16 protein-coding genes are annotated in these 23,258 nt (G+C 37.9%); 12 read left to right on the top strand and 4 right to left on the bottom strand.

Going from position 1 to position 23,258, the window contains the following annotated elements; all coding sequences use genetic code 11:
• The first annotated feature begins 4 nt into the window (after window positions 1-4).
• From mgrA to J4051_RS05980, 5 genes are all read left to right on the top strand, one after another.
• A complete protein-coding gene (gene mgrA / locus J4051_RS06000; RefSeq protein WP_208232951.1) occupies window positions 5-1,027 on the top strand; it encodes an L-glyceraldehyde 3-phosphate reductase in 1,023 nt (340 codons plus the stop codon).
• Window positions 1,028-1,133: 106 nt separating this feature from the next.
• A complete protein-coding gene (locus J4051_RS05995; RefSeq protein ID WP_317192697.1) occupies window positions 1,134-2,312 on the top strand; it encodes a GTPase in 1,179 nt (392 codons plus the stop codon).
• 415 nt (window positions 2,313-2,727) lie between these two features.
• Complete coding sequence (locus tag J4051_RS05990; RefSeq protein ID WP_208232949.1) at window positions 2,728-3,231, top strand: hypothetical protein; 504 nt, start codon at window positions 2,728-2,730, stop codon at window positions 3,229-3,231.
• Between the two features lie 457 nt (window positions 3,232-3,688).
• A complete protein-coding gene (locus J4051_RS05985; RefSeq protein WP_208232948.1) occupies window positions 3,689-4,564 on the top strand; it encodes an ABC transporter ATP-binding protein in 876 nt (291 codons plus the stop codon).
• A 2-nt stretch (window positions 4,565-4,566) separates the two neighbouring features.
• Window positions 4,567-8,172: an ABC transporter permease/M1 family aminopeptidase gene (locus J4051_RS05980; RefSeq protein ID WP_208232947.1), complete on the top strand. Its 3,606-nt coding sequence runs from the start codon at window positions 4,567-4,569 to the stop codon at window positions 8,170-8,172.
• Between the two features lie 36 nt (window positions 8,173-8,208).
• Here the strand turns inward: J4051_RS05980 and J4051_RS05975 are convergent, their stop codons facing one another.
• On the bottom strand, window positions 8,209-8,958 hold the full coding sequence (locus J4051_RS05975; protein WP_208232946.1) for a DeoR/GlpR family DNA-binding transcription regulator: 750 nt from the start codon (window positions 8,956-8,958) through the stop codon (window positions 8,209-8,211).
• A 156-nt stretch (window positions 8,959-9,114) separates the two neighbouring features.
• Here J4051_RS05975 and J4051_RS05970 point away from each other — a divergent pair, with 156 nt between their 5' ends.
• From J4051_RS05970 to J4051_RS05940, 7 genes are all read left to right on the top strand, one after another.
• On the top strand, window positions 9,115-10,224 hold the full coding sequence (locus J4051_RS05970; protein ID WP_208232945.1) for an acyltransferase family protein: 1,110 nt from the start codon (window positions 9,115-9,117) through the stop codon (window positions 10,222-10,224).
• 145 nt (window positions 10,225-10,369) lie between these two features.
• Window positions 10,370-11,833 (top strand): sodium:solute symporter, encoded by a 1,464-nt coding sequence (locus tag J4051_RS05965; protein ID WP_208232944.1) that lies wholly within the window; start codon window positions 10,370-10,372, stop codon window positions 11,831-11,833.
• 44 nt (window positions 11,834-11,877) lie between these two features.
• Window positions 11,878-12,699 carry an N-acetylmuramic acid 6-phosphate etherase gene (gene murQ, locus J4051_RS05960; RefSeq protein WP_208232943.1) on the top strand — a complete coding sequence of 274 codons (822 nt, stop codon included), beginning with the start codon at window positions 11,878-11,880 and terminating at the stop codon, window positions 12,697-12,699.
• Window positions 12,696-14,387: a glycoside hydrolase family 3 protein gene (locus J4051_RS05955; RefSeq protein ID WP_208232942.1), complete on the top strand. Its 1,692-nt coding sequence runs from the start codon at window positions 12,696-12,698 to the stop codon at window positions 14,385-14,387. The genes murQ and J4051_RS05955 overlap by 4 nt, the downstream gene beginning before the upstream one ends.
• Window positions 14,388-14,419: 32 nt before the next feature.
• Window positions 14,420-15,889 carry a glycosyl hydrolase family 18 protein gene (locus tag J4051_RS05950; protein ID WP_208232941.1) on the top strand — a complete coding sequence of 490 codons (1,470 nt, stop codon included), beginning with the start codon at window positions 14,420-14,422 and terminating at the stop codon, window positions 15,887-15,889.
• Between the two features lie 104 nt (window positions 15,890-15,993).
• The gene (locus J4051_RS05945) at window positions 15,994-17,211 is read left to right on the top strand and encodes an exo-beta-N-acetylmuramidase NamZ family protein (RefSeq protein WP_208232940.1); all 1,218 of its coding nucleotides are present in this window, start codon (window positions 15,994-15,996) and stop codon (window positions 17,209-17,211) included.
• Between the two features lie 136 nt (window positions 17,212-17,347).
• Window positions 17,348-19,867: a glycoside hydrolase family 9 protein gene (locus J4051_RS05940; RefSeq protein ID WP_208232939.1), complete on the top strand. Its 2,520-nt coding sequence runs from the start codon at window positions 17,348-17,350 to the stop codon at window positions 19,865-19,867.
• A gap of 102 nt (window positions 19,868-19,969) precedes the next feature.
• Here the strand turns inward: J4051_RS05940 and J4051_RS05935 are convergent, their stop codons facing one another.
• From J4051_RS05935 to J4051_RS05925, 3 genes are all read right to left on the bottom strand, one after another.
• Window positions 19,970-20,806, bottom strand: a complete 837-nt coding sequence (locus J4051_RS05935; RefSeq protein WP_208232938.1) for a universal stress protein — start codon at window positions 20,804-20,806, stop codon at window positions 19,970-19,972.
• Window positions 20,807-21,018: 212 nt separating this feature from the next.
• Window positions 21,019-21,927 (bottom strand): DUF6929 family protein, encoded by a 909-nt coding sequence (locus tag J4051_RS05930; protein WP_208232937.1) that lies wholly within the window; start codon window positions 21,925-21,927, stop codon window positions 21,019-21,021.
• A gap of 196 nt (window positions 21,928-22,123) precedes the next feature.
• Window positions 22,124-22,960, bottom strand: a complete 837-nt coding sequence (locus tag J4051_RS05925; protein WP_208232936.1) for a universal stress protein — start codon at window positions 22,958-22,960, stop codon at window positions 22,124-22,126.
• Between the last annotated feature and the right edge of the window lie 298 nt (window positions 22,961-23,258).

Here is a 23,258-nt window from a genome sequence, read left to right as displayed (position 1 = left end):
TTAAATGAATACGAATCAACAATCAATTCCAGTCTACGAAGCAAAACCAACTCGCTATACTGATATGACGTATCGACGTTGCGGTAAGAGCGGTATTTTGTTGCCAGCGATTTCGCTAGGGTTATGGCATAATTTTGGGCATGCCGATGATTTTACAACTGCCAGAAACATCGTGCGAACGGCGTTTGATTGCGGCATCACACATTTTGATTTAGCCAATAACTACGGCCCGCCTTATGGTTCGGCAGAGGAAACCTTTGGTAGAATCTTAAAAAAGGACTTTAAAAAGTACCGCGATGAGTTGCTCATTTCGAGCAAAGCTGGTTGGGATATGTGGGATGGTCCTTATGGCGATTTGGGTTCTAAAAAATATTTGATTGCAAGTCTCGATCAAAGTTTAAAAAGAATGGGATTGGAGTACGTGGATATCTTTTATCACCATCGTCCTGATCCCGATACGCCTTTGGAGGAAACCATGGGCGCTTTGCATCAAATGGTGCAACAAGGAAAAGCGCTTTATGTGGGCGTGTCTAGTTATCCGGCCGATTTAACCCGACAGGCAAGTGAGATTTTGGAACGAATGGGCACCAAATTATTGATCCATCAGCCACGCTATAATATGATGGATCGCTGGGTAGAAAACGCTTTATTAGATGAACTTGAAAAGCAAGGGACAGGAGCCATCGCTTTCTCACCTTTGAATCAAGGTATATTAACTGATAAATATCTGAAGGGAATTCCAGAAGACTCAAGAGCAGGAAAGGACAAAAGATATCTCAAACCTGAGCAGCTGACTAAAGGTAAATTGGAAAAGGTAAAGCAGTTGAATGTGATAGCGACAGAAAGAGGCCAGAGTTTGGCGCAAATGGCGATAGCCTGGCTTTTAAGAGATGATCGCATTACTTCAGTGTTGGTTGGTGCGAGCAGTCCTGAGCAAGTCCGTGAGAATGTAAAATCGATTGAGAATTTGAGCTTTTCAAAGGAAGAATTAAAAACTATTGATAGAATATTAAACGGTGACAATTAAAACAATAGGCAATAGTTAGTCAGCCCGAGTTCTACTATAACTTCCTGACGATCAACTCCCGTATTTAAAGGCGGGTCTCAGCACGGATAATGTTTATTTAAAATGTATTAAATTCGCAGCTTACAATCCACAAACAATTCTATTTAATACCGTTGTTAGTCCCATCAAAAAAATGAGCAAAAACAAAGAAATTGCAAGTCTCGAGAAAAAGCTTAAAGCCGATCTGGATAAGTTCGAATCCGCAAAAATAAAGTGTGGCATCATCGGTAGGAGCGGGGTTGGAAAATCCTCTCTGATCAATGCCATTGTTGGTGAACATATTGCTGAGGTGGGCGAAGTAGAAACGACTATGGAGGTTGGGAAGCCGATTGAACATAGGGGTTTGAGCTTTTATGATTTACCGGGATGCTCCACCATCAATTTTCCCAAGGAGCAATATCTTGAGACATTTAATATCAGCCATTTTGATTGCGTCATTTTAGTGACTGCCGACCGGTTTTACGAAGATGATCTATACTTAATAGATGAACTTTTAAAAATAAAAATGCCCGTTTTTGCGGTTCGGACAAAAATAGACTTCTCAATTGATCGTGCCTTAAGACGCGATATCTCTGAGGAAGAAACCTATAATACCGTTTTCAATGACCTTGAACAAAATCTTAAAGGATACCGGCTCAATGGTATTTATTTAACTTCTGCAGACTATCCACAGGAATATGATTTAGGCCAGCTTTTGGATGATGTTTACTCAAGTTTGGGGAGGATCAAACAACAACGGTTTGTTGCGGATATCAACATCACCAGCCAAAAAATCCTTTCAAAAAAAAAAGAACTCGCAAATAAGATTGTAGGTATGCATGCTGCCTTATCAGCAGTGAATGGTGTCAATCCTATTCCCGGACTTGACGTTGGCGTGGATATATCCTTGCTCACAAGAATGGGGGTCCATGTCAGGGATATTTATTGCCTGGGCGATGAGCAACAGCATTTTATAATGGATTTATTGGATAAAAATAACGCCAAAGTATTGACCGCCAAAGCCGTACAGTTTAGTGTCAAATATTTAGGAAAAGATGCCATTATGCTGCTGTTGAAAAGAGCAGGAGCAACGGTAGCCGCTAAATCTGCTTCTAAATACTTTCCTTTTATTGGCATAGCCATCTCATCAACAGTTGGCTTTTTCTTGACCTCCTCAATAGGTAAAGATATGGTTAAGGATGCCGAGAGCATTGCCACGGAAAATTATAATGCACTGAAATCACTAAAAATTAAACGGAACTTCTAAAACTCATAGACATTAAATGTCTTTATATACTTTTTTTAGACACTAGTTGTTGAAAATCAATATGCAGTTTTAATGCTCTAAATGGATTGATTCTTTTAGAAACTATCACACACATCTCCAATAGCCATTATATTTTCAAAATATATGTAATGCCGATATAGATTTTAAGAGACACTTATATCACATTTAAAATCATAACAGGTATTAATCCTTTTTCGGTTTTAATCATTCGAAGTTCTATCTCATTTTGATTTTTTGGGAATTTGGAATTTTAAAAACCTCCTGTCCTTGCCGGCCCTGCTTGGTCGGACGGTGTTCTTATCTTTTAATTTGAAATATAGTGATGACATATTCATTTCATTGCGATGTGTAGTTTGAGCAATTGTATAAATCAATCCTATCTAAAACAAATTACATGAAAAATTTAAAAACACTTAGCATTCTTTTTCTTTCTCTATTAATTATTTCCTGTTCAAGTAATGATGACGATGGCGGTGGAAGTGCTCCAGAAGCAGAATTTAAGGCTACTATAAAGGGTGGAACTTTTGGCGACAATTATACATCAACCTTTGGAAGCTACTATACCGATACAAGTGCTGGGATAACTATTGTGATAACTGACGCCAATCAAAATGTTGTCCGTGTCTTTTTAAATGATAAAGGAGGTTTTGATAGTGGCGTTAACAAAATAATTGGAGAGATAGACAATAATGGGTTTTATACCGGTGTCGTCATCAGGGATCAGGCGGAAGAAATCTCATATAACTCTACTGAAGGAAACATAAATTTACAGGAAAATAAAAAAAATCCAGCATCAGATAGCGGTCGACTTATTAGTGGAACCTTCAACGTTACTACGGTTTCCAATACGGCTTCTATTGTAACGATGACGGGTTCATTTAAAAACATTGCGTACTAATCCACGTTATTATTTTGAAAATTTTTAAAAAATACCAGATCGTAAATTAATTCCAATCGATTTTCTTGCTCAAGAAATTGGATTTATTAAAGTCCGCCATTATGGTGGGCTTTTTTAATTCTTACCAATGGGTTTTAAAATCCCGAAACTTGTCGCAATTGAAAAAATCGTTCGTATTTATACCTTGATGGCTTGCCCCGGCCCTTCTCGTTTTCATCCTTTGTTATACATGCTCTTAGCATTTATTTCGTCATTTCCACATACCTGAATATCAACATCAATCAGCGATAAGTGGGTTTGGCATGCATGGCCTTTATTTCGATCTGATGGTATCGCAATAGAACTCAACTGTAAAAAATCTACCTCATTTCAAAACTTTTAAAAAGCCTACATTGTAACAAATTTTAAAAAACAGTTACTAATACCATTAAATCATCAACCTTCAAAACAAATAACTATGCTTTCTATCCAAAACCTGAATAAAACCTATCCTAACGGGACCCAGGCTTTAAACAATGTCAACCTTGAAATTCAAAAGGGAATGTTTGGTCTTTTAGGTCCCAACGGCGCCGGCAAATCGACCTTGATGCGTACCATCGCTACCTTGCAAGTTGCCGACAGCGGCAGCATTGAATTTGATGGGATTGATGTGTTCAATCAACCTGAAGAACTAAGAAAAGTACTGGGTTATCTACCTCAGGATTTTGGTGTTTATCCGAAAGTATCCGCAGAAATGATGCTAAACCATATCGCAAAGATCAAAGGCATCCATAGCAGCAATGATCGCAAGGCCTATGTGGCCGATCTTTTAAATCAGGTGAATCTCTACAAATTCAGAAAGCGGAATTTGGGTGATTATTCTGGTGGGATGCGACAGCGTTTTGGGATTGCCCAAGCCTTGATCGGAAATCCTAAATTAATAATTGTTGATGAACCGACCGCTGGATTGGATCCTTTGGAACGCAATCGCTTTCATAATCTGTTAAGTGAGTTGGGCGAGGATGCCGTGGTGATTTTATCCACCCATATTGTCGATGATGTCGTGAACTTGTGTACCAACATGGCGGTCTTTAATGATGGGCAGGTTGTGGTGCAGGGACACCCGCAAGAATTATCGGAGTCGTTGAACGACAAAATATATCGCAAACGCATCGAAAAGAATGAGATTGAAAAATACCAATCAGAATATACCGTGCTTTCTACCTATTTGCGAAGTGGCAATATGAACGTCAATGTCTTCAGTGATGTTCACCCTGGTGACGGCTTTGAAGTGGTCAATAACAATTTGGAAGACTTTTACTTCTATAGTATTAACCAACCTCAAACCGTTTAATCATGAAGGAAATATTTTTATTTGAACTGAAATATCGGTTAAGACGACCAGCCACCTACATCTACATTTTTTTGATGTTTGTTATCCCACTTTTGATGAGTGTTTTTGCTAATTCTGCTACCGCTCAATATACCAATAGTCCCAATGCCATTGTAGGTGTTTTGGGAGCAATGAGTATCATAAGCTTGTTTTTTTATGCCGCAATCATGGGCGTCGCGGTCTATCGGGACGAGGAGCATAAAACAGCCCAAACGTACTTTACTTTTCCAGTTTCGGAAAAAAATTATATTCTAGGACGATTTTTTGGCAGTTTTACCATCGTTACGATTATGAATATTGGTGCCGTTATCGGTGCCATGATTGGCTTCAGCATTGGTGCTTTTTTGGAACGGCCTGATTATGGGGTCTACACGTCTTTTAACTTGACCTCATATGCTTTGCCTTTTGTGTATTTATTAATGTTCAACGCCTTTTTTATAGGCAGTCTGTTCTTTTGTTTGATGACATTTTTCAAACGCATGTCCATCTTATATTTAGGAGGTATTGTCATTCTTATCCTGACTATTGCATCTGCGCAATTGCTTTCTGGATTGGATACCGAGTGGTTAAGTGTGTATGTGGATCCGTTTGGGGAAACTGCCCATGCGTATCTTACAAAATATTGGACTGTGGATGAGTTAAACAACACCCAATTGTCGCTTTCAGGTAAATTTGGACTCAACCGTTTATTATGGTTGGGCATTGCTTTTTCAATTTTCTTTTTTACCTTATTTAAGTTTTCGTACAAAGGATTTTTGACTGGGTCGAAGCAGAAATCGTCAAAAGAAAGCAAGGAAGCCTATGTGCCTTCTGCCTTTATACCAAACATCACTCAGGTTTTTAATGCGAAAGCGCGTCGAGAAAATCTGTTGTCCTTGAGCAAAATTGAGTTTTTATCGATTGTGAAAGAAACCGTCTTTGTCATTTTGATTGTCATGGGCATTATCGTTGCAGGATTTATTGCCTACCTATCCAATCAAACTTATGGAACACCGTCATTGCCGCTGACGCGCTATATGGTGACCCAAATTCCAGCTGGAATATCATTGTTTTCAATCATTATTTTAGTGATTTATGCAGGGGAAGCGGTACATAGAACCAAACAGAATAAAACTTTTGAATTTTATGACGCTTTACCCGTCAGCAATATCACCTTATATCTATCTAAGATTATTTCACTCATTGGCGTAGCAGTAGTATTAACTTTGCTCAATGTGGTCGTTGGTGTTTTGTACCAAACATTTAATGGCTACTTCCATTATGAATTGGGCATGTACCTGACCTACAATTTCACAAGTGTCTTTCCCAATTATGTGATGACCGTGCTTTTGGCATTTTTCATTCATGTGTTGGTCAATAATAAGTTTTTGGGACATTTTATAGTCATTATTATTTATGTCGGTTTACCAATTTTATTGGCATTGGCGCTTAAAACATCGAACCCATTGGTGATTTTTGGAGCAACACCAGGAGGTTTTTTGAGCGATTTAAATGGCTTTGGACATTACTTATACGGAAAATTCTGGTTGAACCTATATTGGATTCTATTGACCTGTATTCTGGCAACTGTTGGCATCGTTTTCTGGAACCGTGGATTCTTGTCATCGGCCAGGGAGCGTTTGAAAATTGCAAAACAGCGTTTTAGCGGGAGAACTTTAGGTCTGATGCTGTTCTTTGTTTTGGCATTTGTGTCGGTGGGAGCATATAGTTACTACAACTTGAAAGTCTTGAACCAATTGGAAGATGGTAACTACAGTCAAAAACTCAATGCCAATGCTGAAAAGAAGTATGGCAAATATATTGACCAACCACATATTCAAATCACCGATCTCAAGGCGTTTATCGATATTTTTCCTGAAGATAGGCGCGTCGAGGCCAAAGGCGAATTTAAGGTGATTAATAATTACGAAGTCCCAATTGATACGCTATTGATGGAAGTGAAATTCCCAATTGCAGATACAAAAATCACCAAAGTGGTTTATAATGGCGCTGAATTAAAACCGTTTTTATCGGATGAGGAGTATCGACTGTTCATCTACAAATTGCCAACAAGTTTGCAGCCCAAAGAAACGGCATCTTTGGTCATTGAAACAAAAGTGAATACGCACGGATTTTCTATGGATTCTGAAAATGCAATCTTAGATAATGGTACTTTTTTTAGAGATGCTATTTTTCCTTCTTTTCATTACGATCGCACCATAATTGATAATGGCGTTCGTAAAAAGTATGGTTTAGAGAAACTTGATTATTTATTAGCCCCGCGAACAGATAGTATTGCACTAAGGAAAAACTTGTTTAATGAGGATGCAGATTATATCAATTTTGAAGCTGTATTAAGCACTTCAAAAGGACAAATAGCCGTAGCCCCAGGAACACTCACAAAACAATGGGAGGAGAATGAAAGAAGCTATTTTCAGTATAAATTGGACGAAAAAACCGATTATTTCTTCAGTTTTGTTTCGGCCGCTTATGACATTGAGAAGGATAGCTGGACAGCACCGAGTGGCAAAAAAGTAGCCATAGAAATTTACCATTCCCCTAAGCATAAGCGGAATTTGAAATATTTTATCAAAGGGGTGAAAATTGCGCTGGATTATAATTCTAAAAACTTTACGGAATATCCGAATTCGGTGATTCGCATTATAGAATTCCCGGCACACTCCACATTTGCGCAGTCTTTTTCGACCACGATTCCGTATTCTGAAGATTTTGGCTTTGCTGCCGATTTCTCAAAAGCTGACAGTTATAATTATGCTTTTAGAGTAACGTCCCACGAGGTTGCTCACCAGTGGTGGGGTCATATTGTCACGCCAAGTAAAACTACCGGAGGTAATGTCATTTCAGAGACTCTGTCAGAATATGCATCGTTAATGACCATGAAACAAGAGTACGGTGAAAATGGAATAAAATCGTTTTTGAAAAACTCGTTGGACACTTATTTAGCTGGTCGTAAATTCAGTTTTAAACCAGAACGCACCTTAATGGACGTAGAAACAGGCAGCTATATTGTGTACGAAAAAGGCTCTATGATTATGTATGATCTACAAGATGTCATGGGAGAGGACGTTGTCAATGGTGGGTTGAAAAACTTTTTAGAAGAATTTAAATATAATAAGAAAGGGGTGTATGCTACTTCTGAAGATCTGTATAACGCACTGTACGCCGTGACGCCAGATTCTTTAAAATACAAAGTTGATGATGGGTTCAAAGAGATCGTATTGTATGAAAACAGGGTGATGAATGCCAAAACAAAAGCTTTGGACAATGGCAAATGGGAAACGACGTTTACGGTAAATTCAAAGAAAATTTATTATGACAACAAAGGCAAGGAAGATCGGGTGGACGACAAGAAAAACTTGGTGGACATTGGCTTGTTTGGCGAAGATGTGGTCAACGCAGATGGAGTTACCATTAAAGATCCGTTGTACTTTGAATTGGAATGGTTAGAGTCTGATGACAATACGTTTACGGTGATCACTGATAAAAAACCTTTAAAAGCAGGGATTGATCCTTATAACAAGTTGATTGACAGAAACTCTGACGACAATTTAAAAACTGTGGAAGAGTAAATAAAAAATAATTCAAAGAATAGGAAAAATGCTTCACTACACGAAGTTGAGACCAGCATTTTTATAGGCTTTTATCTTAGGATTTTTTGGGTCAAAATCGGTGACTATTGTGTCAATGTCATTGATACTGCACACATCATAATTGAGTATGGAATTTAATTTGTTGGAAGTTGCTAAAAAGACGGTATGCTGTGAGGCGTTTATCATTGCTTTTTTGACTAAGGAGACTTCATAGCCCTCGTCAGTAATACCCTGTTCAAGGCTCAAAGCACTAACGCCTATAAAGCAGATATTGGCTCTTAAGTTGGAGAGGTATTGGATGACATCAATTCCGGTGGTCACCATCGAGCTTCTATGGATTTTACCTCCTATAAAGATCGTTTCGATTGAATGGTGCTCCGTTAATTGCATGGCTATCGGCAAACTATAGGTATAGATGGTAGCTTTCAGGGTTTTAGGCAACATCTTGGCGAGCATTAAATTAGTGGTACCTCCACTCATGATGATCACCATCCCATCTTCTACCAAATTGATCGCTTTAAGGGCTATACGGACTTTGTTTTCCCTATTATAGATAATGTCTTCATTATAATGATATAGTTTTTGAATGGTTGAAATCGCACCGCCGTGCACTTTAGTAAGTTGGCCCCGTTCATCCAACTCCTTAATGTCTCTTCTTATAGTATCTTCGGACACATTTAACTTTTCCGACAAAAAACTAGAACTGACCCTTCTGTTGATGCTAACTTCATCAATTATTTTTTGCTGACGCTCTTTTTTCTTCATACCAACTGTATTATCCAAACAAAAATAGCAATAGAATGCGAATATTTTTTAAATATCTGCAAAAAACTGCATGTTTAAGCACTTAATATAGCAATAAGTGCTAAAATATTCTATATTTGAGGAACTTAATTTTAAACGTCGCTAAAATAGGTAATTATGGGGAGTTCTAAAAGATTGATCTCACTAGATGTTTTAAGGGGGCTCACTATAGCATTGATGATTTTGGTCAATACGCCTGGGAGTTGGGGTTTTATCTACGCCCCTTTAAGACATGCCGCTTGGCATGGTTGCACTCCAACCGATCTCGTATTTCCGTTTTTTCTCTTCATTGTTGGTATGTCGGTGTTTTTTTCGTTTAAAAAATATGATACCACTTTAACCAAGTCCGCAGCTTTAAAAATAATTAAGCGAACGATCATTATATTTTTAATCGGACTTGCCCTGAATTTATATCCCTATTTCAACTTTGAAAAGGTCCGAATTATGGGTGTCCTACAGCGCATAGCTTTGGCTTATGGCGTCGGTGCAATGTTGTGTTTAGCACTGAATAGACGACGGTTGTTGATTGTATTGACCACTATCTTGTTAGGATATTGGGCACTTTTGTACTTTGGAGCAGCCTCTGATCCGTATTCCTTGGAAGAAAACATAGCGAGACGTTTTGATCTTTTTCTATTTGGAGAAAATCACATTTATAAAGGTTTTGGCATTCCGTTTGACCCAGAAGGTGTACTGTCTTCCCTTCCAGCCGTTGGTACTGTAATTATTGGCTATCTGATTGGCCAGGTTGTGGATATCGAAACATCTCTTAAATTAAAAATTAAAAAATTATTGATTTATGGTGTGGTTATGGTTATTTTAGGATGGACTTGGTCCTTAGTATTTCCTCTCAACAAACCATTATGGACAAGTTCTTACGTATTGTACACTGCAGGGTTGGGAACACTGTTTTTAGCTCTTTTAATTTTTATTATAGACGATAGGCAGTATAAAATTTGGGCCAAACCATTCGTACACTTTGGATCTAATCCATTGTTTATTTTTGTGTTTTCAGGAATTTATGTTAAGACCATCAGTTATCTGATCAAAATTCCGGTTTCTGGAAGTTCAAATCCAATCTCTTTATATAATTATCTGTATTCCAAAGTGTTTGCTCCTTTATTTGGCAATATGAATGGGTCGTTAATGTTTGCCGTCAGCCACATCATTGTCTTTTGGCTGATCTGTTACTTGTTGTACAGAAAGAAAATTTTTATTAAAATATAAAATCTATAGTGAATAATTTTATATTATGGCACCCGAAATTTTAATTGTAAATGCTTGGTTGAAAATGGCGAAGATCAATGAGCAATTATATACTAATCCTGAAATCTATACTATTGGATTTAACTTATAAAAACCGAATACACCAATGAGCGCAACTTTAATACTAATAATCATAGCCGGCTATTTTGGACTATTGATGTTGATATCCCACATTGTTTCCAAAAACACAAGCGATGAATCTTATTATACCGGAGACAGAAAATCCCCATGGCAAATTGTTGCCTTTGGGATGATTGGTGCCGTTTTATCAGGGGTCACTTTTGTATCCATTCCTGGAATGGTGGGCAATAACTATTTTTATTATCTGCAGTTTGTTTTTGGTAATGTTGTGGGCTATGTTTTTATAACTTATGTCCTAGTTCCTATTTATTATGATTTAAAGTTGGTGTCCATTTACACTTATTTAGAAACACGCTTTGGAGCTAAGACTTATAAAACGGGCTCTATGTTTTTCTTGATTTCACAATCATTTGGTGCCGCTTTGCGATTGATGCTCGCAGCAAAGATTCTGCAATATGCTGTTTTTGATGCCTTCAATATTCCGTTTTTTGTAACCGTCATTCTCATCTTGGCACTTATCTGGTTATATACCAACAAATCCGGAATTAAAACCATCGTTTGGACAGATACCCTGCAAACGTTTTTCTTACTATTGGCAGTTTTTGTTTCAATTTATGTGGTGAAGACATCGTTGAATTTAAATGTTTCAGAAACGATAACTGCGGTGACAGATCACGAATATTTTAAAATTTTTGATTGGGATTCCCATTCAGGAAACAATTTTTTTAAACAATTCATATCTGGGATGTTAATTGCTGTAGCTATGGTGGGCCTTGATCAAAATATGATGCAAAAGACCTTGACCTGTAAAAACAAAAAAGAGGCACAGAAAAACATTCTCACCTTCAGCATTTTCCTCGCTATTGCCCAGTTTTTGTTTTTGGGATTAGGAGTGATGTTGTATCTGTATGCCGAACAAATGGGAATTTCGTTGGAAATAGAAAATGGACAATTTATCAACACCGACAATCTCTTTCCGATGTTGTCGTTGAACAATTTCGGAATGATTGCTGGGGTCAGTTTTATTTTAGGGATAACTGCAGCGTCTTTTTCAAGTGCAGACTCAGCCATAACAGCCCTGACTACCTCATTTACACATGATTTTTTGAACATTCAGACGAAGACCGCCAAGAAAAAAATACAACTAAAAAACCGCACCTTATTTGGTTTCTCTGCATTTATCTTTTTAATCATTATGCTGTTTTCAGAAAGTAAGGGCGATGTCATCTCCACTATTTTTAAGGTGGCAGGATATACTTATGGTCCTTTGCTAGGCTTATATATGATGGGCATTTTTACCAAAGTGAATGTTTATGACAGGGCCGTACCTTATATCTGCATTGCAATGCCTTTGGTCACCTATTTTTTAAACTACGCATTTATAGAATGGTACAATTTTGACTTTGGATTCATGAATATATTTGTGAATGCTGCACTCACTGTGATCTGTCTGTTATTGGCGAGAAAGAAATCCAATCAACCTTTATAATCGATATATATACTAAATAAGAAATTAAACCCACCTTAGCCATTATGGAAAATAAATTGACCACTGAGCAGAGTTCTGCATATAATAATTTAGAGAAGATGGACACGTTCCAGCTGCTTTCAAATATGAATACAGAAGATAAAACGGTACCTGTTATCCTTGAAGAAGCCATCCCTCACATTGAACGATTGGTAGATGCCATATATTATAAAATGAAAGATGGTGGACGCTTGTTTTATATCGGTGCAGGTACCAGTGGCCGTTTGGGTATTTTGGATGCCTCTGAATGTCCACCAACGTTTGGCGTTCCGCAAAATATGGTGATAGCGCTCATTGCAGGGGGCGATGTGGCCATGAGGAAAGCGGTTGAAAATGCCGAGGATAATTCTGAATTGGGTTGGAAAGACCTGCAGGAATATAAGATCAGTAAAGATGACGTGCTCATTGGGATTGCAGCCTCAGGAACTACGCCTTACGTCATCGGCGCGGTTAAGGAAGCTAAAAAACATGGAATAATTACTGGCTGTATTACCTGTAATAAAAACTCGCCATTGGCCGCTGAGGTTGATTTTCCTGTCGAGTTGGTCGTAGGTCCAGAATTTGTCACGGGTAGCACCAGAATGAAAGCAGGAACCGCCCAAAAGCTCGCCTTAAATATGATTTCAACAACAGTTATGATCAAATTGGGTAGGGTTCGAGGCAATAAAATGATAGACATGCAGCTATCAAATAAGAAATTGGTCAATAGAGCAGTTCAAATGATCATGAACGAACTTCAAGTGGATGAAGGCATGGCTGGTAAATTGTTGGCCGAGCATAAAAATGTTAGAAAGGCGATTGATAGCTATAATTCCAAAAAGAAATGAAAAAGCTCTTGACGATAATGAGCATTATGCTTCTCATGGTAGCGTCCTGTGCAAAGGTCACTAGCAAGCGTCCTATCGAAATTGACGAACGGGCCCAATGGGTCGACAGTGTTTATAGCGGCATGTCGCTTAAAGAAAAGGTGGGACAGTTATTCATGGTCAGCGCGTATTCCAATAGAAATAATTCCCATACCGATTCTATCCAAAAACTGATCAATGACTATCACTTAGGCGGACTTATCTTTTTTCAAGGAGGACCAATCCGACAGGCCACACAGACCAATCACTACCAATCGATTTCTAAAATTCCTTTATTTATTGGAATTGATGGCGAATGGGGTCTAAATATGCGTTTGGATAGCACGTCAAGGTATCCGTATAACATGACCTTAGGAGCGATAACTGATAATAAAACCATTAGAAAAATAGGAGAGCAAATAGGAAAAGATTGTAAGCGAATGGGTATTCATATCAATTTTGCGCCCGTAGTTGACATCAATACCAATTCAAAAAACCCAGTAATTGGCGTGCGCTCTTTTGGTGAAGATAAAGTTAATGTCACAGAAAAAGCTTGGGCATTTACCGATGGACTACAAAGCGCTGGAGTTCTCGCCTGTGCAAAGCATTTTCCTGGACATGGGGATACAGCTTCCGATTCGCATAAAACGCTACCAACGGTATCGTTTTCAAAAGAAAGAATTGACGCGATAGAACTCTATCCTTATAAAGAATTATTCAATAAAGGCGTTGCAGGAGTTATGGTGGCGCATTTAAATGTACCCAATTTAGAAAGTCAAGAGGGGTTGCCATCATCACTGTCCTACAAAATTGTTACAGAGTTGCTAAAAGAACGCTTGGGCTATGAAGGCCTTATTTTTACGGATGCCTTAAATATGAAAGGTGTGGCTGATTATGGACAGCCTGGCGATATTGATTTGGCAGCCTTTAAAGCTGGTAACGATGTGCTCCTCTTTACGGAAGATGCACCAAAGGCGATTTTAAAAGTCATGGAAGCTTATGATCAAGCTGACATTTCTGAAGCGCGTTTGGCACATTCTGTAAAGAAAATCCTTGCCGCTAAATTTGACGCAGGATTAAATCACTATGAACCTATTGAAACGGAGGGTCTTATAAACGATTTGAACCAGGATGTAAACACTCTTCTGTACGAAGAAGCCATTAGAAATGCCATTACCTTAGTTAAAAATGAGCATCAAATAGTGCCTTTGGAAAAAAACACCCAAGAAAGGATTGCGTTTTTGAAGTTGGGTGACGACTCCCCCGGACTATTCTTAGAGTCTTTAAAGTTAAAAAGCAACATTACCGATATCTCTAATCTATCTCCTATAAAGTTGTCAGAGGAGCTAAGTCAGTATGATAAAGTCATTATAGGCTACCACCGAAAAAATAGTAGGATTACGAAAGCTATTTCAGCCGCAGATAAGAAAATCATTGAGAACATTTCAAAAGATCATAAAACCATTCTGACCGTCTTTGCCAGTCAGTACAGTTTAAAGGAAACCAATTTGGACGATGTGGAAAGTGTACTCATTTCTTATGAAAATTCAGAGGCAGCAAACAAGGCTACCGCTGAAATTATTTTCGGAGAATCGGGGGTGCATGGCACTTTGCCTGCGTCAATTTCAAATGATTTTCCAGTACGATTAGGGATTGATATTGAACAGTAAACGATTAATAATTCAACCTAAAATAGATAAATATGAAAAGAATTCTACACAAAAAGCTCATCGTTTTATTGGCCTGTATGACGATTCAAACCATGTTTTCGCAAGAGGTTATTATGGAAGGTCCACACCAACTGCAAAAAGAAGAGTTTGGTAAAGTTACGGCAGATGCCACCCAACGAGATGCGAGTAAAAAAGTTGAAAAGATAATTGGTTTAAATGCTTTAAGAGCCCCCGCCTTAAATAAAAAAGTATTTGGCTTCTTGCCTTATTGGGAGCAGAGTTCCGGTGCTCATAACAATATCCGCTATGATTTATTGACCCATTTGGCATGCTTTGATTTTTTGGTGCAATTGGATGCTTCTATAGCCACACCTACGGGATGGCCATGGACGGCTGAAATTAATGCCGCTCATGCACAAGGAGTTAAAGTGATAATGACGGTAGTTAATTTTGGTGGAGCCAATGGCGCTGATGCCGTGGTTTGGGAGTTGATTACCAATCCGACCAAAAAAGCCCAGTTTTTCACCAATGTTAAAAATTTAATTGAAACTTACAATTTAGATGGGGTCAATATAGATTTTGAAGGAATGTCCTCAGCACATCGTGGTGCAGAACTGAATGCATTTTTGGCTGACCTAACTACTTTTATCCATACTGAACTGCCTGGTAAGGAAGTTTCGTTTGACGGACCTGCCGTTAATTGGGGCGGATGGGATATAGAAGGATTAGTGGACAGTGTTGACTATGTAGTCATAATGGCTTATGATTACACCTCCGCAAACGGAGCGAATTCTGGTCCGATTGCTCCCTTGACACATCACACCTCATGGAAACGTTTTGTTAAACGTACCATAGAAACAGGCACCTATGCCGTACCTACAGCAAATAATCCTGAGAAATTGATAATGGCAGTGCCTTATTACGGGCAACATTGGAAGACTGCTACCAGCGTTTCCGAATCGGCCACCATTTCACATGTGTCCTCCACACGTTATCGAAATACGGTAAGTGAGGCAGATAACCACGGTGGTTTTATTTGGAATTCAGATTTTGAATACCCATGGTACCGATGGAATGATGGCACCAATTGGAACCAAGTTTGGACGGATAACGAATTGAGCATCTCTAAAAAGTTTGATTTGGCCATAGCTAACAATTTAGGAGGTGTAGGGATGTGGGCCTTAAATTATGACGGTGGTCGCCCAGAGCTTTGGGAATTGATCAACACTAAGTTTGGTGCAACTGCTTCTGTTGATGATGCGAATTTAAATCAGATTAAAATCCATCCCAATCCGACTACTGGTTACGTGTCCATATCAAATAATGACTCTGTGAAATTCACTAAAATGGAACTTTTCAATGTTATGGGAGCTTCTGTTTTAAAAGTGATTTCCCATTTTGAAAACATGAACATGACGCAATTAGAAAACGGATTATATTTTTTAGAAGTTGAAGATGATAGAGGTGCCCAAGCCACGTTTAAAATTTTAAAATCCAATTAAATCATTTTAAAAGCTTGCAGAGAACAGAAAAAACATACCAAATTTTAAAAAATAAGAGTGCCTTGTTTCTCTGTTGTCTATTCACAAATTAAAACTCAAATATTATGAAATATCTTTTATTATGTTTTATTAGCCTCTTCGCTTGTAATGAAACGACTAAAAAAAATCAAGCTAAAAATGACGACATGGTCCTCGCTGATGTTGAGAAATCAGCCATTTTGACCGGTGCCAATCAAACCGACGTTTATCTCAAACTTTTAGAAGGAAAGAATGTGGGTGTAGTTGCAAACCAAACAAGTGTCATTTTTAAGGATGCAAGCGAACAAAACCACACCCACCTGGTAGATTCGTTATTGGCATTGGGCATCAAGGTAACTAAAGTCTATTCACCTGAGCATGGCTTCCGTGGTACAGCTGATGCTGGCGAATATATTGAGGATGGTATTGATGAAAAAACTGGCTTACCCATCTTCTCACTTTATGGAAAAAACAGAAAGCCCCCAGTTGAGTTTTTAAAGGATATCGACGTGATGCTCTTTGATGTTCAGGATGTTGGCGTTCGTTTTTACACTTATATCTCCACACTTCATTATGTGATGGAAACTGCTGCGGAGCTCAATATTCCAGTCATTATTTTAGACCGTCCAAATCCGAATGGCCATTATATTGATGGCCCGATTCTGGAAAGTGAGGTTAAAAGTTTTGTGGGCATGCACCCTGTGCCTATTGTATATGGGATGACCATTGGTGAATACGGAAAGATGATCAATGGCGAGAAATGGCTTGAAAACGAAATTCAATCAGAGCTTACTGTAATTCCATTAAAGAATTATTCTTATGATTCTGAATATGATTTGCCGATAAAACCTTCACCAAATCTCCCTAATGCCACATCCATCAATCTATACCCAAGTGTTTGCTTTTTTGAAGGGACTACGGTAAGTTGTGGACGCGGTACGGAAATGCAATTTCAGATTTTTGGAGCACCGTTTTTGCCAGAAAATCAATTCGATTTCAGCTTTACGCCACAACCCAATTTTGGAGCGAAAACTCCAAAGCACCAAGGCGAAGTATGTTACGGAAGGGACTTAAGAAATGTTGAACGTCTCAATGAGGTCAAATTGGATTGGTTGATTGAGGCTTACACATCATCACCAGACCAAAATTCATTCTTCAACGATTTCTTTTCTAAACTGGCCGGGACTAAAAAGCTGCAAAAACAAATTGAAGAAGGGGTGTCTGTTGAAGGCATCAAAGAAAGCTGGAAACCAGGATTAGAGTCTTTTGCAAAAACCAGATCAAAGTATTTGATGTATAACTAATGGTATAAAGAATAAAAAGTTTTTAGTAGCAGACAAATTAAATATTTAAAGTATTGGCATCTCTTGCTTTCGCGGTTTTCCAAACTAATATTTTGATCTCCAAACCTTATAATTTTTATAAACCAATTTTAGGAACATGAAAAATATTTTTTTGGTTATTAGTCTTTGTTTTATCTTTTTCTCTGCGGTCGCAAAACCCCCATTTGAAAGGAATGCAGGTGTTTCTGTTATTCGGATCAATCAATTGGGATATACACCAAGCTCCATAAAAGTTGCCGTCTTTGGTGCCATTGAGCAAATCGAGATTGACTCCTTTTCACTTCATGATGCAGATACGGACAAAGAAGTTTTTAAATCCAAAACACCGATTTCAAAAGGAGCTTATGGGCCGTTTAAATCTTCGTATCGATTGAATTTCAGCGCATTTGAAACCCCAGGGAAGTACTATCTTCTTGCAGGCAGTATAAAATCGCCTGAATTTAGAATTAACACTGATGTTTATGACCATACTGCCGATTTTCTATTGGAATATATGCGTCAGCAACGTTGCGGATATAATCCATATTTAACTGCTACCTGTCATTTGGACGATGGTTATATATTATACAATCCAGAGAAAGAAGGAGAGCGTGTTGATGTGTCCGGTGGTTGGCATGATGCCTCCGATTATTTACAATATACCGCCACTTCAGCCAATGCTGTTTTTCAATTGCTGTTTGCCTACCGTGACAACCCCGAAGCGTTTGATGATGCTTATGGAGCTGATGGATTGCCTGGATCAAATGGGATTCCTGATGTTATGGATGAAGCAAAATTTGGCATGGATTGGCTTAAAAAAATGAATCCGTCTTCCACAGAATATTATAATCAAATTGCCGATGATCGTGATCATTCTGGATACCGATTGCCCAACAACGATTCCGTTGTATATGATCCGAATCGATTAGGGCGTCCTGTGTATTTAGCCAGCGCTGAAAAGCAAGGCGTTTTAAAATATAAGAATAGATCTACAGGAGTGGCCTCTACCGTAGGAAAATATGCTTCTGCTTTTGCCATTGGTGCTACCGTTTTAAAGGAGTTTTATCCTGAATATACAGATGACCTGGCCAAACGGGCAGAGGAGGCTTATAAGTATGGCGAATTACATCCAGGGGTAAGCCAGACCGCACCTGGACGCTCCCCTTATTTCTATGAAGAGGACAATTGGATTGATGATATGGAGTTGGCGGCGAGTAGTCTTTATAAGCTTACAGGTGATAAAAGCTTTAAAAAGAGTGCGCTGAAGTATGCTTCTGAAGAAAAAATAACACCTTGGATTGGTCGTGATACCATCTTACATTACCAATATTATCCCTTCTTGAACGCTGGCCATTATGAATTGGCTTCGGCAGTAGAGTCCAATGAAAGAAAGGAAGTAACGTCCTATTACGCAAAGGGACTACAGATGCTTCATGAGCGTGGTAAAGGCAATCCTTTTTATATCGGAATTCCTTTTGTTTGGTGCTCGAATAATTTTGTCACTGCCGCGGTTACACAGAGCAGACTATATCATAAACTTACAGATGATGATACCTATCTTGAAATGGAGGCAGCGCTACGGGATTGGCTTTTTGGCTGTAATATTTGGGGCACTTCCATGATAGTAGGTATTCCTGCTCATGGCGATACGCCTACAGATCCACACTCGTCGCTTTATCTTTTGGAAGGTTACCAAACAAATGGTGGTTTGATCGATGGACCGGTTTATGCGTCTATTGCGAACAGCTTAATAGGTGTCGAACTTCACGAGGAAGACGAATATGCCCAATTCCAATCAGATTTGGTCGTATATCAGGATGATGTGGGAAGCTACTCTACCAACGAGCCAACCATGGATGGTACGGCTTCTTTGGTCTATTATCTGTCTTACTTAGAAAGTGAAAGCATGAAGACTGGAAATCAAAAGAAGCGATATACTTATGATTTAAGTGGGTCGATTGTTAGAGGAGACAGATCCGAAAAGAAAATCAGTTTACTGTTTTCAGGTCATGAATACGCCGATGGTGCAGTAGAAATATTAAGAGTTTTGGATAAGCATAACATAAAAGCCTCTTTTTTTCTTACTGGAGATTTCTACAGGAATGAAACCTTTGCGCCATTCATCAAAAAAACAAAGAAATCAGGGCACTATCTTGGTGCACATTCCGATAAGCACCTGCTTTATAACGATTGGACAAAAGAAAAGAAGCGCTTGGTTACCCAGGATGAGTTCAAAAGCGATTTAAAAGCTAATTATTCAGAAATGGAAAAGTTTGGCGTCCAAAAGGAAGACGTACCCTACTTTTTACCACCTTTTGAATGGAACGATAATATCATTACCCAATGGGCAGATCAAATGAGCATTACAATGATCAATTATAGTCCAGGTTCAATCTCGCATGCAGACTATACCACTCCAGAGATGGAGAACTATAGAACTACCGAAGAAATAGTAAGCTCTATCCTTACTTTGGAAGAAACAGAAGGATTGAATGGATTTTTGCTGCTTTCCCATATAGGTACACATCCTGATCGTACTGACAAGTTTTACGACAAACTTGACAGTCTCATAACAATCTTAAAAGAACGGGGTTATGAATTTGATACCTTGACTAATAATTTGAATTTAAAGAAATGAATAAAGTAATAATCCCAGTTCGACTAACCATAAACTGGGATTATATTCAATTGGCCTGCAATTGAAATTGATGTTTAATTATCGATTGATAATGGGCCAATGCTATTCTATATGAGGTATCACCATAAAAGGAATTTGGGACTGATATCCCAGTTTTTTTATAATTGGCTCATTAAGTAAATCCTCGAGAAAGCTATGCTCATAGTTAACCATGCAAATAAGATGGATACTGTTTTCCTCAATAAAAGTAGAAATCAATTGTTTTTTTGTGCCTTTTCCTGAAATCCAATTAAAATTGTGAGGATGGTTTTTTAAAAAATTAGAAAGGGTTTTCAAATTGTCATTTTGTCCTTCCGATAGATCATCTCGGCCATTAATATGTATAATTTCAAGATTGGACTTTTGTAACTTGGCTAATTTCGTAATTGCGAGTATTTCATCACCATAGGATCTATTGAAGTCAGTGGCAAAAGCAATGTGCTCCGGTGTTTCAAATTCATAATGATTAGGCACTAATAGGATAGGGCAGAGTTTTACTTTTTTAATTACGGTGACACTGTTGCTCCCAAGAAGAAACTCTTTTGCTCCTGTAGCACCCTTTGTGCCCATAACTACGGTATCAATTGCGTGATCTTTAATGGCAGTTTTAATGGATTCAGTGAGGAAGTCCTCACTAAAAATTGTTTCGAATTCGTGCTCGCTATTTGGGCTTATAAATTGAGCACGCTCTCTTAGCGCCTTCAATTGTTCTTTGGATGTGTTTTGAAGGGTGTCAATATAAGTTGGGGAAATGTAAGTTCTTGACCCCGTGTTCACAAACGTCCATGCATGTGAAAAATAAAATGTACACGGTACCTTAGCATAAAGTTTTATGGCATATATGGCCGCACTCCATGCATTCTCCGAAAAATCTGTCGGTAGTAAAATATGATGTCTCATAATTATTATCAATTTAATCTTATGATGTAAACATAATAGTTCATACGAAGAAATACCATGATTTTTGTCATCTCACGATGTTGATTTAAAGTAGAAGGGCAGAGTGGTTGTTGTATAATAGTCTTATCGGCTTATTCTCAGAAGGTTAAATTTTTAGCCAATTTTATTTCCATGGAGAGCATAGCTATACTTTCTGTCTATGACGATTCTTATCAGTTTTTATGCTGATTCTTATTTAAGGTCATTCGTAACTTCAATATTTCAGAAGGGGCTCCATCATTGTCTGTTACAAGAACCAGATCGGTTTCAGTATCAGAAATCACCTTATCAATGATTACAGATTCCACTTTTAAAGGAAATCCCGGATTGGGAATCTGCAGAATTAAATAGTCATTGTGAAGCTGTCCGTTCTCCATTTTTATAACACCTATATAACTGCCTAAAATATCGCCATCATCATAAGCATTGGGTGAATCTTCAACGGAAGCCGTAAAAATGAGATAGGGATGATCTTGAAATGAAGTTGCACCAGAAAACCCAGCTTGTAACCCTTTAATTTTAGGTAATGAAAATAAATGGGTTTTAGGAATAGGGAAGGGCGCTTTTGTTTTACAATAAGCTAAAAAGTTGTGAAGTGAAAAGCTAAAGATAATATTTCGACCTCTGTTAAAAAGATATAGCAAGTTTTCTGCAGAGGCGAGAGCTTCAATATCCAGTTCATGGCCCTGCATGATATCCATCTTTCTTATATGGCCATAAAATGACGACATGTCATATTCCTGATAGCTAATTTGGTCTCCGAGCTCAACCAATACGCATACATCACGTTCAGGCGATTTTGAACCAGAGCCAAAAACAAGGATTTCAGTGGGACTTATCATTTCCATCGCCTCAAAATCAGGTTTGTTGACTTTTGGAATTATAGGGCCTTGTAAATTTTCAGAAGAATAAATCGAAGTTTTTGAAAGCAGATCAAAATTCCTATCGATGTGAAATAGATAAGGCGAATCATCACCAATCACATAGAAACCTTCTTTAAATTTTACAATTCCGGAAGCACTTGGTATGTCTTCCAAAATCTGCCAACTCAATATTTCAATGTCTAACATGAGATGTTGCAAGGAATTGTTTTTTTTACGGTAGAATTATGATGAAATCAATGAAAATGGTCAATAATAGAATGGCCTATAGAAATGATTTTATGAATACCTACGAAACGGTCGCCTGAAATAAGTGCTTCATTATAATGAAACTAATGACAACCTAAATTTATCAGCATTGGCATTAGAACAATTCTCCTTTAATATATAATAGTGTTTAATCTTTACGTGGAATCACCAGAAAAGGGATTTTAGATTTGAATCCTAATTTCTTTATGATGGGCTCTTTGATGATATTTTCGATAAAGCTATGCTCATAATTGATCATGGTAAGGATCTTGACGTTGTTTTCCTTAATGAAATCAGCTATAACGTCGGCTTTAGCACGATGACTTGGTAGCCAATTAAAAGTATGTGAATAGTCTTTTAAATGCGCTTTAAGCATTTCGAAATTAGTGTTTTGTACTTCTGTTAACCCGTCCTTGCCTTTGATGTGAAGCACGTTGATGGTAGCCTTGGTCATTTCCGCCAATTGTGTTATTGGCAATAGATCTTCGCCAAAAAATCTACTAAAATCAGAAGGGAAGGCAATTTGATCTGGTTTTACAAATTCGCATTTAGTTGGTACCAACAATATAGGACAGAGCCTTATCTTGTTAATAACCGATACGGTATTACTTCCAAGAATATATTTTTTCGCACCTGTAGCACCTTTTGTGCCCATCACCACCAAATCGATATTGTGCTTTTTAATCGAAACTTCTATACAATCCTCCAAGGAACCAACAGTGTAAATGGTTTCAAACTTATGGTCAGGATTTGTACTTTCCTTGTCCGCACGCTCCTTAACTGCAGCTAATTGTTCTTTGGATTGCTCTATAAGTGGATCTATATAACTTTGAGAAATATGGGTTCTCGCTCCTGAATTTAGAAATGTCCAAGCATAGGAGAAATAAAATGTGCAAGGTTCATCAGCATATAAATTTAGAACATAGCGCGCTGCGCTCCATGCATTATCTGAAAAATCTGTCGGTATTAATATGTGATGTCTCATGCTTGTGTCGGTTTATTCTTCTTAAATGGAATTACGATTTTACGTACAGTACAAAACTAAGGTTTTATCTCTATATATAAAAGGCTTTATCTCTATATATAACGTGACTTATAACAACTTAAAGATGTCGTTACCAAAAAGAAAAAAGGTTGGTATAAAACTAATATCTTTATAATTACCAAACAATGCAATAAATTGTTTGTTGCTGATGTAATTTACCAATAAACTTAGAGGGGTACAAGTTTTTATTTCTAGCAGTGGATTTTAATTAGTGAAACTCAAATTTAAAAATTGCAAA

The organism is Gelidibacter pelagius, assembly GCF_017581925.1.
Classification (GTDB): Bacteria; Bacteroidota; Bacteroidia; order Flavobacteriales; family Flavobacteriaceae; genus Gelidibacter; species Gelidibacter pelagius.
The sequence above is the reverse complement of the archived record's forward strand: the minus strand, read 5'-3'. Positions and strand labels throughout refer to the sequence as shown.

Bases quoted from the DNA above. Each gene is read 5' to 3' on its own strand.
- mgrA (WP_208232951.1), top strand. From the start codon at position 5: ATGAATACGAATCAACAATCAATTCCAGTCTACGAAGCAAAACCAACT.
- J4051_RS05990 (WP_208232949.1), top strand. From the start codon at position 2,728: ATGAAAAATTTAAAAACACTTAGCATTCTTTTTCTTTCTCTATTAATT.
- J4051_RS05975 (WP_208232946.1), bottom strand. From the start codon at position 8,958: ATGAAGAAAAAAGAGCGTCAGCAAAAAATAATTGATGAAGTTAGCATC.
- J4051_RS05935 (WP_208232938.1), bottom strand. From the start codon at position 20,806: ATGAGACATCATATTTTACTACCGACAGATTTTTCGGAGAATGCATGG.
- J4051_RS05970 (WP_208232945.1), top strand. From the start codon at position 9,115: ATGGGGAGTTCTAAAAGATTGATCTCACTAGATGTTTTAAGGGGGCTC.
- J4051_RS05965 (WP_208232944.1), top strand. From the start codon at position 10,370: ATGAGCGCAACTTTAATACTAATAATCATAGCCGGCTATTTTGGACTA.
- J4051_RS05940 (WP_208232939.1), top strand. From the start codon at position 17,348: ATGAAAAATATTTTTTTGGTTATTAGTCTTTGTTTTATCTTTTTCTCT.
- J4051_RS05945 (WP_208232940.1), top strand. From the start codon at position 15,994: ATGAAATATCTTTTATTATGTTTTATTAGCCTCTTCGCTTGTAATGAA.
- J4051_RS05985 (WP_208232948.1), top strand. From the start codon at position 3,689: ATGCTTTCTATCCAAAACCTGAATAAAACCTATCCTAACGGGACCCAG.
- J4051_RS05980 (WP_208232947.1), top strand. From the start codon at position 4,567: ATGAAGGAAATATTTTTATTTGAACTGAAATATCGGTTAAGACGACCA.
- J4051_RS05955 (WP_208232942.1), top strand. From the start codon at position 12,696: ATGAAAAAGCTCTTGACGATAATGAGCATTATGCTTCTCATGGTAGCG.
- J4051_RS05925 (WP_208232936.1), bottom strand. From the start codon at position 22,960: ATGAGACATCACATATTAATACCGACAGATTTTTCAGATAATGCATGG.
- J4051_RS05950 (WP_208232941.1), top strand. From the start codon at position 14,420: ATGAAAAGAATTCTACACAAAAAGCTCATCGTTTTATTGGCCTGTATG.
- murQ (WP_208232943.1), top strand. From the start codon at position 11,878: ATGGAAAATAAATTGACCACTGAGCAGAGTTCTGCATATAATAATTTA.